The sequence below is a fragment of the Lysinibacillus sp. NPDC097868 genome (assembly GCF_044761135.1).
Taxonomy (GTDB): domain Bacteria; phylum Bacillota; class Bacilli; order Bacillales_A; family Planococcaceae; genus Lysinibacillus.
This window is the reverse complement of sequence record NZ_JBIWBS010000001.1, coordinates 1048924-1065239: the sequence shown is the minus strand read 5'-3', so window position 1 is coordinate 1065239 and position 16316 is coordinate 1048924. Positions and strand designations below refer to the sequence as shown.

Here is a 16316-nt window from a genome sequence, read left to right as displayed (position 1 = left end):
CAAAAAGAACCGTATAAGCGCTCTCGATAAGCGCTTATACGGCTTTTTATTTTTCATAAGGATAATAGATGGTCATCCCTAACTTTGTTAATATATCACCGTTATTACTATAGAAGTGAGGTCGGTCAGCTCTAAATCGGATAGAATCGCCATTTTTTAATATATACTCGTTGTCATTAACCCTAATCAATAATTCACCTTCAAAAACGGTAATAAACTCTTCTGTCCCTTCTTTATGAGCCTCAGCGCTTAATTTCCCATCTTTATCAATTTCAATCGTATAAATTTCAAATCGACTATCTTCTTGAAATGGAAAATTCGGATATACTCTATATTTGCCATCATCCTCTGACAATACTTGAATATCCTTTTTTAAAATGACTTCAGTATCCGTCTGTGGTTGATGGATTAGTGAAGTAAAAGATACTTTGAGCCCGTTTGCGATTTTCCATATAGTTGTAAGCGTCGGGCTGGATTCTCCTCTTTCGATTTGTCCAATCATTGTTTTACTTACGCCGCATAGCTGAGAAACTTTTTCTAAGCTTAATTTTTCTTTTTCTCGAATCGCTTTTAAATTTTTTGCAAAAATAAGATGAATTTCCTCCATTACAATCACCTCTTACAATATGTACAATATAACGTACGTTATGTATAATAAAAAGAACGACGTTATATTGTTTATTTCAGACATTATAACATACAAAATATAAGGAGGACTAAAATGCCTTACATATCTTTTTTAGTATTCGTAGTTATTACAAGTTTTACACCAGGTCCGAACAACATTATGGCAATGGCATTTGCCAATCAATACGGTCTGGGAAAAACCATTCAATTTTGTCTAGGTGTTGGAATTGGATTTTGCACAATAACTGCATTAAGTTGTTTTTTTAATATTGCCCTCATCAGCGTCATGCCCATAATTACCCTCCCATTAACCATTTTGGGGGTGGGCTATATGTTATATTTAGCTATTAAAATATTAACCTCTAAAGAGCATGTTGAAAATAGTCACCATTCTGAGGAAAATAGACGGAGCTTTTTGATACTCGGAGCCTTCCTGCAATTTGTAAATCCAAAAGGTATTCTATTTGGTATTACAGTCGTTGCAACCTATATTCTTCCATATTACGCATCGTTACCAAGCTACATTTTTTTCGCCCTATTTTTAGGATTCGTTGGCATTACAAGTACATTTTGCTGGGCACTATTCGGTTCAGCTTTTCGCAAAGTACTTAATAAATATCGTCAACCATTTAATATTTTAATGGCACTTTTATTAGTTTATAGTGCCTATTCAATACTCATACACTAATAAAAACAAAGAAACCACATTGTACGTTATTGCGTACAATGTGGTTTCTTTAAACTAATTAAAGTATTATTTTGTATATGTTAAAACGGCATTTTTCTTATATTTCGCTAAAGCTGCTGTTGCCTCATTTTTGTTTGTATATTCGAAAATACGAATATTTTTATTCTCAAATACTGTTACAACCCACATCCTAACCGCTCCTTTCAATTTCATTTTTGTAATATAACAATCATCAAATATGTGATACAAAGAACTAACTGTCTTATAACAACTTCTTGCTGATTCTTATTTTACGCTCTTTTTTTAAAAAATAAAGCTTTATGTGAAGCCCTTCACAAACTGTTCAATTTCAAAACGCTTTCATTGAACAATTTGTGAAAATCTTCATTTTTTAGGTATAAATGACGAACTGTTTACTTGCCTACGATAACTTTAGTCCACGCATAACTGGCTACTAGAAAAACCGTCTGTACGCTTTTCCACGACATACAAACGGTCTTCCAATTTCAATCATCATTTAGTAGTAGTAGATTTTATTTTATAAGGATGATGAATTTAACAAAACACTTCTTCTTGCTTTTGTGTAAGTTCAATTTCAAATCCTAAATCTTCGAGCATGCGAAAATCGCTATTCACTTCCTGCCCTGCAGTCGTTAAGTAATCCCCGACAAAGATACTATTTGCTGCATACATTCCGAATGGCTGGAGAGAACCTAAATTCACTTCGCGTCCACCAGAAATACGAATTTCCTTCGTTGGATTTATATAACGGAATAACGCTAAAACTTTTAAACAATAGCGAGGATTTAACTCATGTGTTCCTTCTAGCTTCGTCCCATCGATCGCATGTAGGAAGTTAACCGGAATCGAATCTGCATCTAATTGGTGCAGAGCACGTGCAATCTCCACGACATCCTCTTTTGTTTCCTTCATCCCAATAATGGCCCCTGAGCATGGAGAAATACCATGTTTTTTCACAACTTCAACCGTATTCACACGATCTTCATATGTGTGTGTAGTCGTAATATAGGAATGATGACGCGCAGATGTATTTAAATTATGATTGTAGCGATCGACACCCGCTTCTTTTAATTGTTGTGCCTGCTCTTCTTTCAGTAAACCAAGACAAGCACAAACTTTTAAACCATATTGTGCTTTAATTTCTTCAACTGCTTCACTCACTACATTGACATCTTTTCGAGTCGGCCCACGTCCGCTTGCTACGATGCAATAGGTACCTATTTTATTTTCAAACGCTCGTTTTGCCCCTGCTAATATTTCTTCTTTCGTTATAAATGGATATTTTTCAATAGGCGCTGTCGACTTAAATGACTGTGAACAATAACCACAATCCTCTGGACAATAGCCACTCTTAGCATTGATGATCATATTTAACTTTACTTTTTTGCCGTAATAATGCTTACGAATGGCAAAGGCACCGTCCATTAGCTTTAAAATATCATCGTCATCACTGTTTAAAATGGCAAGCGCCTCGTCATTACTAATAATCTTGCCTGCTATCACTTCATCTGCTAACTGTAACCAATTCACTGAACATTCTCCTTTTCAACTCGCACAAGTTTTAAAGCTCTAGCGGAACGAAATACTTTATATAATCGTTCAGCTAAAAGGGCACAGGCAATTGCTAGGCAAAAGTCTGCAACAATACTATTAAGAAAACCTACTAAGAAAACATGAGACCAGCTTGATTTCATATTTAACCATACATTCAATGCCACATATAAATACGGCACAGCTACTGCATAAATAATGATAAGCCCTACAAGATTTGCACCAATGAAGTGTTTTTTCGTCGGTGCCTCTACTCGATTAATTAGAAAACCAATCACTAATGCTGCAAGTGCGAAGCCTATTAAGTAACCAAAAGTCGGTTGCAATACATATGTAATGCCTCCTCCTTGTGTAAAAACTGGCATGCCTGCTAAACCAATTCCTATGTAAACGAGCTGACTTAGAAAGCCATTGCGACCACCAAGTAAGCAACCTGCCAAAAAAACAAAAACAATTTGTAATGTAAACGGCACTACAGGAAGTGGTATTTTAATAAATGCACCCACAGCTGTTAAAGCAGCAAACATCGCTATCATTACAAGTGAGAGCGTTGATTGTCGTTGAAACATGCATTATTCCCCCCGTTCTTCAAAAAATTGAACAATTGTTTCTTTTGTTGTTTGAATCATAAATTGCATTTCCTCGTCCGTTATTATATAGGGTGGCATAAAGTACAAAATATTCCCTAGTGGACGAATAAGTAATCCCTTTTTTAATGCTCTTTTATATATTTGATAGCCAATACGCTCTTCACTCGGTAATGGCTCTTTCCTATCGCGATTCGCCACAAGCTCTATTGCCCCGACAAAGCCAACTTGCCGGTATTCGCCAACAAAAGGCAATTCACTGAAAGCCTGTACTGCTAACTTACGCATGCGTTCACCTTTGTCTTGCACAATGTCTATGTAATGCTCTTCTTCAAATATCGACAATACTTCTAGGGCAACACGGCAAGCAAGTGTATTTCCCGTATAACTATGCGAATGTAAAAATGCCTTCATCGTCGCATAATCATCATAAAATGCTTGATATACTTCATTAGTTGTTAACACGACAGAAAGCGGTAAATAACCACCTGTTAAGCCCTTGGACAAGCACATAAAATCTGGCGAAATTTCAGCTTGTTCGCAGGCAAAGAGAGTACCTGTTCGACCGAAGCCAACCGCGATTTCGTCTGCTATTAGATGGACATCGTATGTTGTACATAGTTCCCGTAAACGCCGTAAGTAAATAACTGGATACATTTTCATGCCTGCCGCTGCTTGAATAAGTGGCTCAATTATGACCGCTGTAATTTCCTTATGATGCATAATCAGCTCTTCTTCAACAAATTGAATACATTGAGCATCACAACTTTGCGGGTTTTTATTGAAAGGGCAACGAAAACAATCTGGCCCCTGTGCTCGCACTGTATCCAATAAAAGTGGTTGATACACCTCATTATAAAGATCAACACCACCGACTGATAAAGCACCAAGTGTTTCGCCGTGGTATGCATCCGTTAATGCTAGAAATCGCTTTTTCGTCGTTTTTCCTATTTGCATGTGATACTGAAAACTCATTTTTAATGCGATTTCTATAGCGGATGAGCCATTATCTGCAAAAAATACTTTTTGCAAACTATGTGGACTTAAAGCTACTAATTTTTGTGCGAGCTTAATAGCTGGGACATGTGAGAAATTTGCAAAGATTACATGCTCCAACGTAAATGCTTGCTCACTTAAAGCTTGACTAATACGTGGATTGGCATGTCCAAATAAATTCACCCACCAGGAGGATACAGCATCTAAATAGCGATGATTCTTTTCATCGTATAACCATACCCCTTGTCCTTTTTTAATAACAATTGGCGGGAAGTCCTCATAGTCCTTCATTTGTGAGCATGGATGCCATACATGTTGCAAATCGGTTTCTTGTAACTCAGTTAATACTTGTTTCATGTTTTGACAGCCTTTCAAACAATGATGAGTCCGTAATAGTAAAGTCAATAATGTGTGATATATCTTTCAGCTTCGGTATAGTCGCAAACGGTAATGCGTGATGCCGTAAAATCGTTTTAATATTGTCTTGCTCCATCCCACTACCCGTGTCACCGTTAAATACAATGCCAAGAACTTCAATTTTACGTTTACTTAATGCTTCTAACGTTAAAAGCGTGTGGTTAATCGTACCGAGCGTTGTGCGAGTAACAACGACAACTGGTAGTTTACTTTGAACAATAACATCTAAAAGTGTCGTTTCGCCATATGAATCTAATGGTACAAAAAGCCCTCCTACCCCTTCACAAATAACAACATCCCATTTTTGCTGTAATTGCTGCATTTGGCTTAACAATCTCTGTGTATTGATTTGTTGCCCCTCCAGCTGAGCTGCAAAATGTGGTGATGCCGCTTCTTTCAACGAATAGCCATTTAAATTTTCTCGGTCGAGCAATTGTAAAGAATATTTTTCATACATAGCCGTATCGTAGTAATAAGATTGCTTACCATCATGTACTTCACCAGTTTGTACCGGCTTATAAGGCGTCACGTGTAAGTCCTGTTTTTGCAAATCTCGCATTAATAATGTGGTAACAAATGTTTTACCAACATCCGTATCTGTGCCAACAACCCAAAAATGTTGCATCTTAACCTCCCTTTCTTTTGTGTTAACCAATTACAAATATTAAGTTAACACAAATATTTTCATTTTGTAAATGCTCTTTTTTGTTTTTTTATGAAAAATCATGCCTTGTTTATTAGTTAAGGAGTGTTCTACTAGCGATTTGATTGGGTTTATCAGCGATTCGTCAATTACTCAAAAATTTAAAAGGATTTTAATACTATTCTGTAGTATTAAACAAGACAGGGGGTGGCATAATGTTTGGCTTATTTAAAGAATCTGAGAAAAGCATTGAACCATATGAACAAGTGAGCAGTATTTTAAATTCATTACTTACTTATGAAATAAGGGATTTACCGTTGCGTTATGAATTTTGGTACCGCTTGGCCATACGTCAGGAAGAATATCGCACATTACAAGCTGAGCATCGTGCAAGAATCTCGATGCAAACAGCAGTAGGTCGTTTTCATCAAATCCAATATGAGGCAACAAAACAAAAGTGTGCTAAGCTCGAACGACTAGCGGATATCTATAAGATTTTTTGTATCGAAGAAGAACGACAAGCATTAAATCATCGCCTACATTTTCACAAGGAAACAATTGCTGAGATTTATGGACACGTACAAAATAAAGAGCTATATACATATAATGATTTAGTACAGCAACAATTTTGGGAGGCTGTTAGCGAGGACATACTAAAAGCAATTGCTCATCTAGATTAATACTAGATGGGCAATTTACATGTGTATTATATTGAAACATATGGTAAATTTAATTAAATACAATTGTATCAAATAAGGAGAATATTTTATGATTGCTTGGATTATTACTGCAGAAATAGCCTTTTGGATTGTCATCTTAATAGGTCTGATTTGTAGATACCGTTTTAAAAAGCCTAAACTTAGCATAATCTTTTTTGCTCTTACACCTGTTATTGACCTACTTTTAGTATTGCTAACTGCCATGGATTTGCGAGCAGGGACACCAGCATCCATTTCTCACGGTATCGCCGCTGTTTATATAGGTGTCTCAATAGCATATGGTAAAACGATGATTACTTGGGCAGACGAAAAGTTTCAACAGTGGTTTTTAAAACTGCCAGTTGAAAAGAAACAATTAACAGGACTAGCAAAAGGTATTCATGAAATAAAAATGCTTGGTCTACATGTCATTGCCTACGTAATTAGTGCTAGTTTATTATATGCAATGATCGTATTTATCGGTCAACTTACTGATACATCTTCCCTTTTACAAGTAATGAAAGTTTGGGGCATCATTTTAATAATTGATGCTATTATTAGCTTTTCGTATATAATTTTCCCGAAGAAAAAGTAATAGCATAATTAACATTTATGAAACTTTTCATGCTCCTTCGTATGCATAGCAAAGGAGCTGACCAGATGGCAATTGATATTACAATACATAAAGGTGGCTATCTAGAAAACGATCAATTTTTCAGACATACAATTTCCCATAAGCGTATTCAAATAAAAAAGCCTCGCACAAGTGTGTGCGAGGCGCTTGCTTGTCAACATCATCCTTCATTATTTTCCATTCCCTGCTGTAGTATTTCCTTTAATTGATGTACTTGATCGGCTTTAATCGCCACGTTGTTATAACTTTTTTTAAAGCCTAACATAAACGTTACTTCAATTGGTTCTTTCATTTTCAGCATGATTTGTGGATATGCTTCTCCAAAATCACGTGCGATAAATTCAATAGTATCCTTCGATAATTTTTCTTTTAACCGTTCTGGGTCTTCTTCGATTTTTTCGATATTAGCAAAGCGAATAGTCGCTCGCTTCATTAAACCTAAAGATAAATAAAGTGAATCATTTGTTGCATAGATAGGATTAAGACGAACTGCCTGCATATCGGCAATGAAAAATAGGACCGAGTATACATTAAGTATTAACAATAGGATAGATAATATCATTGATTTGTCATGAAGCCACCAATGTATCCCAATTGTTTCTATGACTATTGCATGAATCATCATCATTTGAAAGGCGATATAGCTGGAGCTTTTATGCAAAGTTAATCCGGCGGGTTCTCTCCTCTTCCAACTTGCAAACCCGTAATAAAGAACGAGTAAATCTGTACAGAGCAATTGAATAATAGGATACTTAGGTGCATGTTTTTCAACAGCTTGCGGAAAAGAGAAAATATCTGGCAGTGCACTTGCCCGTACATCTCTTAAAATTTTAGGCATATAGTAGACAAGCGTTGTAACAAATAAAACCTCAATAACGATGAGTGCCCCTTCAACCGCAAATCCAGCCCATGTTACTGCAACAAATGGCTGCAAATGATCTATTGGAATAATAAACCGTGCAGCAATACAGCCTGAAGCGGCTAAAACAATCGCTTGCTTAACAGAAAACTTTCGTTTATAAAGCATAAATAACACCGGTATAACGATAATAAAATCGATTAATGAACCGAGTACAACGCCTGCTGTTTCGGTTGGTAAAATCGACAAACCCAGTCCGGTGTGATAAAGCGAGTAGTTGCTAATTAACACAACCAATAAAAACACAAGCCAAATGTTTTGCTTCTTTTTTAAGGCTATCATGTCGTATCTCTCCTTTTAGATTACCAACGCTTCTAATTCTACTTTTAACTATATAAATAACTTTAAAATATTTGGTATTATTTGCAAACCCTTTCACTAATCAAACTGCATATAATTTTCAAACTTGTCATTGATTGTTCACTGATTTGTCCTGTTATTCCATATTACGTTGTTGTGCTAGAAATTTTTTACGATACACATGCGGTGAATAGCCCGTATACTCCTTAAACCGTTCAATATAGTAGCTAACTGTACTAAAGCCTGTTAGCGAAGCAATAAAAGTGATGGAATGCTCACTATCTCGCAACAGTTCTATACTTTTTCGTAAACGATAATGTAAAAGATACGTAAAAGGTGTAATGCCAACAATTTTTTTAAAGAAACGACTACATTCTTCCCTGCTTATAAAAACATGTGCAGCTAACATTTCAAGCGTTATTTTTTCTTGATAATGGCAATGGATAAAATCGAGCATTTCTTTTGCACGCTCGTGTTGAACAATTATAGATGACTGCATCGTTTCCACTGTTAGCTTTGATTGCACTAATATCGATTCCCATATCAATAATAATGTTCTCCACACCTGAATTTCAAAATAAGCTTTTCGTTCTTTTAATAGTTGAGCCGTTCTTTCAACAGCTTGCGCTAGCTCTCCAGAAAGCTTTACAAATGGCAGTCTATTATTTTCTACATATGGACTCACATATTTAGCTGTCAATATACTCCCTTCATGTCCTCCCAATAATTTAGGGTCCACATTAATACAAAATAGCTTCGACTGTTCAACGTTATATGGTTTCGCTTCATGCAAACATGCTGCGTTGACAAATAAGCCATCGCCCTCCTCAAGTACTAATACATCAGCACCTACACGATAGTTGACAGGTCCACTTACCACAAAAACAAATTGAATTTCCTTATGCCAATGTAATGGTAAAAAATCACGCCGATCTAACCGCAAATACGTTTCATATAATGCGACTGGAAATGCATTCGAGCCATGTAACGTTAATTCCTGTAAATCCTTTGCTACTTTAATGTGCGTTAGTGCCATTGTAACCACCTCAATATATTGATATTTTTAACCATATAATTCGATATTTCGCCTTGTATTAAGTGTTTATAATAACTTTATATTGATAGTTTAGGAGATGCTATAGTGATGAATCAACAAAATAAAAAACATATCTTTGGTTTTATACTTGTCATTCTAGGTGCAAGCTTCTGGGGAATTGGTGGAACAGTCGCGCAAAAACTATTCCAACAAGAACAAATTGAGGTTGGTTGGCTCGTTTCGAGTAGACTTCTGTTAGCAGGTATCCTGTTAATTGCCATCTACAAGATTACACACCGCCAACAATCCATCTTTGTCATGTGGCGAACAAAGAAAGATGCTTTTAGACAAATTCTGTTTAGTATACTCGGCATGCTAGCTGTACAATACACATACATGATGTCGATTGCTATTGGCAATTCTGCTGTAGCCACTTTACTGCAATATTTAGCCCCTCTTTTCATCATCGCTTTTTATATCATCCAAAGACATAGCAAAATAACGAAACAGGATGGAATTGCAGTAATACTTACACTTACAGGTACTACTTTATTGCTGACGAATGGCTCTTTTTCCACACTTTCCGTTCCAATGATGAGCGTAATTTGGGGTGTGTTATCGGGGCTTTCGGTCGCTTTTTATACATTGTATGCTGTGCCACTTTTACAGCAATTTCATTCTTTACTTGTGGTCGGTTGGGCAATGTTAATTGGGGGTTCAGTGATGAGCATTTTTTATCAGCCTTGGCATATTGATTTATCTACATGGACCATTGCAACGAGCGCTTACTTTTTCTTTATCATTATATTTGGGACAATGCTTGCATTCTGGTTCTATATTGCAAGTTTGCATTATTTATCACCAAAAGAAACAAGCTTACTTGGTAGCCTGGAACCATTAACCGCTGTTTTAACAAGTGTACTTTGGCTACAAATTCCCTTTGGGGGCTTCCAAATGCTTGGTACTTTACTTATTCTATGCATGATTTTATATCTTACTGTATTTCAGAAAAAACAGCTTAAGTTGGAATAAAAACCTAACTAATGAGTGGATTGCTTTAAAATTAGATAATTCCAAAAATTATTAGTTATAAACTACTAGAATGAAAATTCCAACTATGAATTTATATATAAAATTTACATATTTCATATATCTTTTCTCCTTGTTTGTCCAGTATACTAAAAAATATCATGAAAATAAGGAGGTAAGTATATGAATAGAAAAGTAATTTTCTTCGAAGTACATGGAGGCACTGATAAGGGAACCGATGGCTTCAGACAGGATACGATGCCGATGGTAAATGCACTTAAACAACGTGGACATGATGCGGAAGTAGTGTTCTTTGATATCACAAAGAAAGACGAAATTTTTGAATACGTCAAAGAACATGGTATTGCCTATGTATCTCGCATTAACCCTGGTAATCTAGAACACGAGGAAGAATATTTTGAGATGCTTCGTGATTTATGTGCAACTGGTGTCATTGGCATGCCACATCCTGATGCAATGATTGGCTACGGTTCGAAAGATGTATTATCGAAATTAGTCTCTACAAATTTAGTACCTGATGATACATTTGCTTATTACACAATTGACGCATTTAAAGCACAATTCCCTACCTCCCTTGCGATTACTGAGCGTGTATTAAAGCAAAACAGAGGCTCTACTGGCGAAGGTATATGGCGAGTAAAGTTAGTTGAACCGCTTGCTGATGGTACTACTGAAGTACCTCTTGATGCCGAGATTAAATGTACTGAGGCAAAAGATAATCATGTAGAGTATTGGAAGCTTGGCGAGTTCATGACATTTTGCGAGCAGTACATCACTGGCACAAACGGTATGCTAATTGATATGCGTTTCCTTCCACGTATTACTGAAGGCGAAATCCGCTTATTTATGTTGCGTGACAAACCAGTTCACGTGGTACATAAAAAACCAGCCGATAGTGAAGATGCCTTTAGTGCAACACTTTTCTCTGGTGCTCAATATCGCTACGACAAACCAGAGGATTGGGAAGAACTTGTACAAAACTTTTTAACACAGCTACCTCTGGTAACTAACTTATTAGGCAATTACGACCTACCACTTATTTGGACAGCTGATTTCATGCTTGATACAAATGAAACAGGCGAAGATTGTTACATTTTAGGGGAAATGAACTGTTCGTGTGTAGGGTTTACTTCTGAACTAACTTTGGCTCATCAAGTGGCAGAAGAAATTTTAGCCTGTATTCATGAACATCATGAAATTACTGCATAACCATTGCATATGACAGTTTCAAAGACTATAGACGAATCGTTTATAGTCTTTTTTAAGCTTAAGATAGTGTTTTGTTGCAACATAAAAGGCATTGAGAAGCCCCCTTCTCAATGCCTTTTGTCGATGCTTATCTTTTATCTATACATTTTAATTCCTTGAATAAACTCATAAATGAAATAACCTGCGAAACCAATTAATAAGACTCCTGATATCATTGTAAGTGTTTTAATCATCTTACGACTCATCGCCTTACGTGTAACCGAAACAATTGTCATTAAACCTATGTCGTGCAGTAAAATACCACTCAGTATTCCAGCAGCGATTACTAGGAAGCTTGCCGATTCACCTTGATCATACGATTTTGCTAGAACTACACCAAATACATTTACCCAAAAAACGAGGTTTCCTGGCGAAATGGCCACTAGCAGCCCATTTCGATACGATGCGAAAAATGATTTTGTCACCTTTTCACCCGCAAGCGTAATATCCTTGTCGGCGTTTTTAATAGAATCTAGCCCAAGTAAAAATAAAAAACCGGCTCCAATAATCCACATTGGTAGTTGAATTATCGGCATGGCTAATATAGTAGCTAATCCCATATAAAGGGCAAAAACTAATACTACATCAACCGTCATACCACCAAGCCCTACTGCCCATCCATGTATAAAGCCATTTTTTAAACCCTGCTTTGTCATTTCAACAGTAATGGCTCCTACAGGCATTGCAATAGCAAGTCCAACTAATACATACGCAACATATAAACTCAAACAAACACTTCTTTCATGCTATAAAATAAGCTTCTTACGTCCGTTTATATAAATATTCTAGCATAAAAATACAGAAATAGTTTATTTTTTTATATTTATTCATTACTAAGTGCCAGTCACCCAAACAATTTATAAATATGCATAGAAATTGAGGTGTCGCTTATGATATAGAATTATTTCCTACTTACAACATCTGTTTCTTCCATTGAGTTAGTAGATCCTCAGACTTAGCAATTTCCACCTTTAACTCAACTTGCTTAGCAGAGCAACGTTTTTTCGCCTTTTGCCAAGCTTCCTCCAATGCAGGTATGTAACTTAAATTTTTTGTAGATGCCACTAGCTGGAAGAAGATATTCCCTTGTATATAGTACCAACGAGGATTCATACTATCTAGCTGAATCGCCTCTTCAATGAGACGAAGTGCCAAATATGGGCTCGCTTCTAGACGGTTAATAAATTGTGCAAATGCTCCCCAGTAAAGTGCTAGATTAGGCTGTAGTTTAATAGCCTCCGCATATTGCACCATTGCTTTATCAGGATCTTCTGCGAGTACATAAAATTCAGCCATTGTATAGTATGCATTCGCCTGTGCTTCAATAGACCCGGCTAATAGTTCATCAACTACTTTGCCAAATTGCTCATCGTCCTGACTTCCTATATATGCGGCGAGTACATCACGCTCAGGATACGATCCATCTACGCGTTCGACACTTTGCTTCACTTTATCAGCATTTGGGATTGGCATATTGGCATATCCGTTTGCCTCTAAAAGTGCCACATGCTGTTGAATAGTTGGAAACGAAGCATCTGCTTCAAATGATTCATCCACTAATAATGCTTTAGCCAAATTATAGCTTTCTTTTACTTGACCACTTACAAATAATTCATTTACTTGTTGTAACTGTTCATTAAATTGTTTTATCACTATATAATCCTCACCTTCACCAAAAGAAAAGTCTTATAGGTAGTTTACCATCTTTAGAGAGAAAAACAGTAATTATCATGAAAACCCATGCATGAATAACTCATTTTTTTAATATACATAATGTCACCCTATTGTTACTTCTCGAAAACATTCAGTTTACGACAGTCTAATGATTGAAGCAAAAATTTAGAAAATTGGCTAGTTTGGGAGTAAATACGATAGTCTTAATTTTAATTTCTAGTTTTTCATCATAATAATAGTTATTATTTGGATATTTTTCTGAATTATGAGATAATTGAAGTAAAATTTCTTCATCTTTGGGGCTAGTAAATTTCATTTTAGGAGGGCTTGCTATGAATCGACGTTTTCATCTGTTATTACTAATAATGGGCAATTTACTTATACTAGGAGCTATTTTCATTTATGCATTGCAAAGTCAAGTACAAGTGGCCTTCAGCACCTATGGCCTCGTGATGGGATTATTAAGTACGCTACTGATTATTATTTTTTATTTATGGGGGGACGTAGAGCGTCAAGTTTAAGTGCCAGTCACTCACACAATTCTCAAACAATTTATAAATATCCAAGTAATAATCCACTAAGACCTTGCGAGAACCCACATAACGTAAGATGTATCAAGCCATGCGTAGTGAGCGTTTTGGCTTAAAACTTTCTTGGGGAAAGCGCTGTGAACTTCAGTGCCAGTCACTCACACAATTTTAGGTATTCCCCCCTGAGTGTGCCTAATAAATGTAGAAAAAAAAATTTTTTTGTAGAAATTTAAAAACAATGATTGAGTAGTATATCAATTTTCTGTATAATCAGCTTGTTTGACAATACTTTATATGAACTTGGGGGTAGACAATTGGGTAAAGCATTGATTATAGGAGCTGGCGGAGTAGCCAGTGTTGTGGTACACAAGTGTGTTCAGAATTCGGACGTATTTGAGGAAATTTGTATCGCAAGCAGAACTGTTTCAAAATGTGACGCTCTAAAAGAAAAACTAGACGGCGGAAAAACAAAGATTCATACTGCACAGGTAGACGCTGACAATACTGAGGAATTAATCGAGCTTATTAAAAGCTTCGGACCAGATGTTGTTATTAACGTAGCGTTACCTTATCAAGACATAACGATTATGGATGCTTGCTTAGCGACAGGTGTGCACTATGTGGATACTGCAAACTACGAGCCACCTGAAACGGCAAAATTTGAATATAAATGGCAATGGGCTTATAAAGAAAAGTTTGAAAAAGCTGGCTTAACTGCGCTTCTTGGTAGTGGATTTGATCCAGGCGTAACAGGCGTTTTCACTGCGCATGCTCAAAAACATGAATTCGACGAAATCCACTATATCGATATCGTAGATGCCAACGCTGGTGACCACGGTTATCATTTCGCAACAAACTTTAATCCAGAAATCAACATTCGTGAAATTACAGCGAATGGTCGTTACTGGAAAGATGGCGAGTGGATTGAAACAGCACCACTTGAGAAAAAAGAAGTATACAACTTACCTGAAATTGGACCAAAAGATATTTACCTGCTGTATCATGAAGAATTAGAATCAATTGCAAAAAACATTAAAGGTCTAAAGCAAATTCGATTCTGGATGACATTCTCTGAAAAATACTTAACACACTTAAAAGTATTAGAAAATGTAGGCATGACATCAATTGAACCAATCGAATTCGAAGGACAAATGATTCAGCCAATCCACTTCCTTAAAGCAGTATTACCAGACCCAGCATCACTAGGGCCACGTACAAAAGGTAAAACAAATATCGGCTGTATTATCCGTGGTTTAAAAGATGGCAAGGAAAAAACTTACTACGTGTATAACGTATGTGATCACGAAGAATGCTATAACGAAGTTGGTTCACAAGCGATTTCTTACACTACAGGCGTACCTGCAATGATCGGTGCAATGCTTGTAATGAACGGACAATGGCAAAAGCCTGGCGTTTGGAACGTAGAAGAATTCGATCCAGATCCATACATGGATGCTTTAAATAAATGGGGTCTTCCATGGCAAGAAAGCCATAATCCTGAATTACTTGACCTTGAGATAGATGCGAAGGAACATAGCCGATGAAACCAATTGATTTCACAAAAGTTCCATCACCTTCATATGTAGTGGATGAACGACTATTAACAAAAAATCTTGAGCTTTTAAAGTCGATACAAGATCGTACTGGCTGCCGTATTTTACTTGCACTGAAAGGGTTTTCGATGCATTCAACATTCCCTTTAGTTGGTGAATACTTAGCTGGTATTACATCAAGCTCTCTATTTGAAGCGCGTCTTGGTTATGAAAAAATGGGGAAAGAAGTTCACGTTTATGCACCTGCTTACGTAGAGCATGAAATGGACGAGCTTCTTGGCTATGTGGATCACATCGTCTTTAACTCTTTCAACCAATGGGCTCAGTACAAAGACAAGGTAAAAGCTGCTGGTAAAACAATTGAATGTGGTATTCGCGTAAATCCTGAATACTCTGAAATTGAAACAGCACTTTACGATCCTTGCTATACTAACTCTCGTCTTGGTACAACATTAGCTAACTTCGACAAATCTCAACTTGACGGTATTGATGGCTTACACTTCCATGCGATGTGTGAGCAAAACTCTGATACATTAGAGCGCATCATTGAAGTTGTCGAAGAAAAATTTGGTGATGTTTTACACCAAATGAAATGGCTAAACTTCGGCGGTGGTCACCATATCACTCGTGAAGATTATGATGTTGAAAAACTAGTGAATATCATTAATTATATTCAAGATAAATACAATCTCCTTGTTTATTTAGAGCCTGGTGAAGCTGTGGCACTAAATACAGGTTATCTAGTAGCAACGGTTCTAGATATTCAGAAAAACGGGATGGACTTAGCTATTTTGGACACTTCTGCAACTTGTCATATGCCAGACGTGCTTGAAATGCCCTACCGTCCAATGATTATCGGTTCAGGACAAGCAAATGAGCTAGCACACACGTATCGCTTAGGCGGGCTTACATGCCTTGCTGGTGATGTTATCGGTGATTACTCATTTGAGGAACCCTTAAAACCAGGAGATCGCCTTGTTTTCACTGATATGGCTCATTACTCAATGGTAAAAAATCATATGTTTAACGGTGTAAACCTGCCATCTATCGTTTCTTATAACGATGAAGAAGGCATTAAAGTAATTCGTGAATTTAAGTTTGAAGACTACAGTGGTCGACTTTCTTAATCCAAATGAAAACCCCC

General features: G+C 36.6%; 18 protein-coding genes. 8 read left to right on the top strand and 10 right to left on the bottom strand.

Features of this window, described 5'->3' with window-relative positions; genetic code table 11:
- Window positions 1-46: 46 nt before the first annotated feature.
- Window positions 47-607, bottom strand: coding sequence for a helix-turn-helix domain-containing protein (locus tag ACIQXJ_RS05075; RefSeq protein ID WP_403050373.1), 561 nt, complete (start codon window positions 605-607; stop codon window positions 47-49).
- Between the two features lie 114 nt (window positions 608-721).
- Between ACIQXJ_RS05075 and ACIQXJ_RS05070 the strand changes: the two genes are divergently transcribed.
- Window positions 722-1315 (top strand): LysE family translocator, encoded by a 594-nt coding sequence (locus ACIQXJ_RS05070; RefSeq protein ID WP_403050371.1) that lies wholly within the window; start codon window positions 722-724, stop codon window positions 1313-1315.
- Between the two features lie 66 nt (window positions 1316-1381).
- On the opposite strand, the gene ACIQXJ_RS05065 is transcribed toward ACIQXJ_RS05070, so the two are convergent.
- From ACIQXJ_RS05065 to bioD, 5 genes are all read right to left on the bottom strand, one after another.
- A complete protein-coding gene (locus ACIQXJ_RS05065) occupies window positions 1382-1504 on the bottom strand; it encodes a hypothetical protein (protein ID WP_403050368.1) in 123 nt (40 codons plus the stop codon).
- Between the two features lie 366 nt (window positions 1505-1870).
- Entirely contained in the window at window positions 1871-2866 is a 996-nt protein-coding gene (gene bioB / locus ACIQXJ_RS05060; protein WP_403050365.1) for a biotin synthase BioB, read from the bottom strand.
- Complete coding sequence (locus ACIQXJ_RS05055) at window positions 2863-3456, bottom strand: biotin transporter BioY (protein ID WP_401010209.1); 594 nt, start codon at window positions 3454-3456, stop codon at window positions 2863-2865. Before ACIQXJ_RS05055 ends, bioB begins: the two co-directional genes overlap by 4 nt.
- Window positions 3457-3459: 3 nt before the next feature.
- Window positions 3460-4827 (bottom strand): adenosylmethionine--8-amino-7-oxononanoate transaminase, encoded by a 1368-nt coding sequence (gene bioA / locus ACIQXJ_RS05050; RefSeq protein ID WP_403050361.1) that lies wholly within the window; start codon window positions 4825-4827, stop codon window positions 3460-3462.
- Window positions 4808-5512 carry a dethiobiotin synthase gene (gene bioD / locus ACIQXJ_RS05045; RefSeq protein WP_403050358.1) on the bottom strand — a complete coding sequence of 235 codons (705 nt, stop codon included), beginning with the start codon at window positions 5510-5512 and terminating at the stop codon, window positions 4808-4810. The genes bioA and bioD overlap by 20 nt, the downstream gene beginning before the upstream one ends.
- 233 nt (window positions 5513-5745) lie before the next feature.
- On the opposite strand from bioD, the gene ACIQXJ_RS05040 reads away from it, so the two are divergent.
- Both ACIQXJ_RS05040 and ACIQXJ_RS05035 read left to right on the top strand, forming a co-directional pair.
- Window positions 5746-6210, top strand: coding sequence for a hypothetical protein (locus ACIQXJ_RS05040; protein ID WP_403050355.1), 465 nt, complete (start codon window positions 5746-5748; stop codon window positions 6208-6210).
- Window positions 6211-6298: 88 nt separating this feature from the next.
- Complete coding sequence (locus tag ACIQXJ_RS05035) at window positions 6299-6823, top strand: hypothetical protein (protein WP_403050352.1); 525 nt, start codon at window positions 6299-6301, stop codon at window positions 6821-6823.
- A 199-nt stretch (window positions 6824-7022) separates the two neighbouring features.
- Here the strand turns inward: ACIQXJ_RS05035 and ACIQXJ_RS05030 are convergent, their stop codons facing one another.
- A complete protein-coding gene (locus ACIQXJ_RS05030) occupies window positions 7023-8063 on the bottom strand; it encodes a beta-carotene 15,15'-monooxygenase (RefSeq protein WP_403050349.1) in 1041 nt (346 codons plus the stop codon).
- Window positions 8064-8217: 154 nt separating this feature from the next.
- The gene (locus ACIQXJ_RS05025; protein ID WP_403050346.1) at window positions 8218-9117 is read right to left on the bottom strand and encodes an AraC family transcriptional regulator; all 900 of its coding nucleotides are present in this window, start codon (window positions 9115-9117) and stop codon (window positions 8218-8220) included.
- A gap of 108 nt (window positions 9118-9225) precedes the next feature.
- Here ACIQXJ_RS05025 and ACIQXJ_RS05020 point away from each other — a divergent pair, with 108 nt between their 5' ends.
- Together ACIQXJ_RS05020 and ACIQXJ_RS05015 are read left to right on the top strand one after the other, a co-directional pair.
- The gene (locus tag ACIQXJ_RS05020; protein ID WP_403054835.1) at window positions 9226-10149 is read left to right on the top strand and encodes a DMT family transporter; all 924 of its coding nucleotides are present in this window, start codon (window positions 9226-9228) and stop codon (window positions 10147-10149) included.
- A gap of 180 nt (window positions 10150-10329) precedes the next feature.
- The gene (locus ACIQXJ_RS05015) at window positions 10330-11376 is read left to right on the top strand and encodes a Cj0069 family protein (protein ID WP_403050343.1); all 1047 of its coding nucleotides are present in this window, start codon (window positions 10330-10332) and stop codon (window positions 11374-11376) included.
- Window positions 11377-11510: 134 nt separating this feature from the next.
- Here the strand turns inward: ACIQXJ_RS05015 and ACIQXJ_RS05010 are convergent, their stop codons facing one another.
- Together ACIQXJ_RS05010 and ACIQXJ_RS05005 are read right to left on the bottom strand one after the other, a co-directional pair.
- A complete protein-coding gene (locus tag ACIQXJ_RS05010) occupies window positions 11511-12143 on the bottom strand; it encodes a LysE family transporter (protein WP_403050340.1) in 633 nt (210 codons plus the stop codon).
- 184 nt (window positions 12144-12327) lie between these two features.
- Window positions 12328-13068, bottom strand: coding sequence for a tetratricopeptide repeat protein (locus tag ACIQXJ_RS05005; protein ID WP_403050337.1), 741 nt, complete (start codon window positions 13066-13068; stop codon window positions 12328-12330).
- A gap of 353 nt (window positions 13069-13421) precedes the next feature.
- Here ACIQXJ_RS05005 and ACIQXJ_RS05000 point away from each other — a divergent pair, with 353 nt between their 5' ends.
- The 3 genes from ACIQXJ_RS05000 to nspC all read left to right on the top strand — a co-directional run bounded on the left by ACIQXJ_RS05000 (window position 13422) and on the right by nspC (window position 16299).
- Entirely contained in the window at window positions 13422-13610 is a 189-nt protein-coding gene (locus ACIQXJ_RS05000; RefSeq protein ID WP_401010229.1) for a hypothetical protein, read from the top strand.
- Window positions 13611-13933: 323 nt separating this feature from the next.
- On the top strand, window positions 13934-15163 hold the full coding sequence (locus ACIQXJ_RS04995) for a saccharopine dehydrogenase family protein (RefSeq protein WP_403050334.1): 1230 nt from the start codon (window positions 13934-13936) through the stop codon (window positions 15161-15163).
- Entirely contained in the window at window positions 15160-16299 is a 1140-nt protein-coding gene (nspC, locus tag ACIQXJ_RS04990; protein WP_401010233.1) for a carboxynorspermidine decarboxylase, read from the top strand. The genes ACIQXJ_RS04995 and nspC overlap by 4 nt, the downstream gene beginning before the upstream one ends.
- Window positions 16300-16316 lie beyond the last annotated feature (17 nt).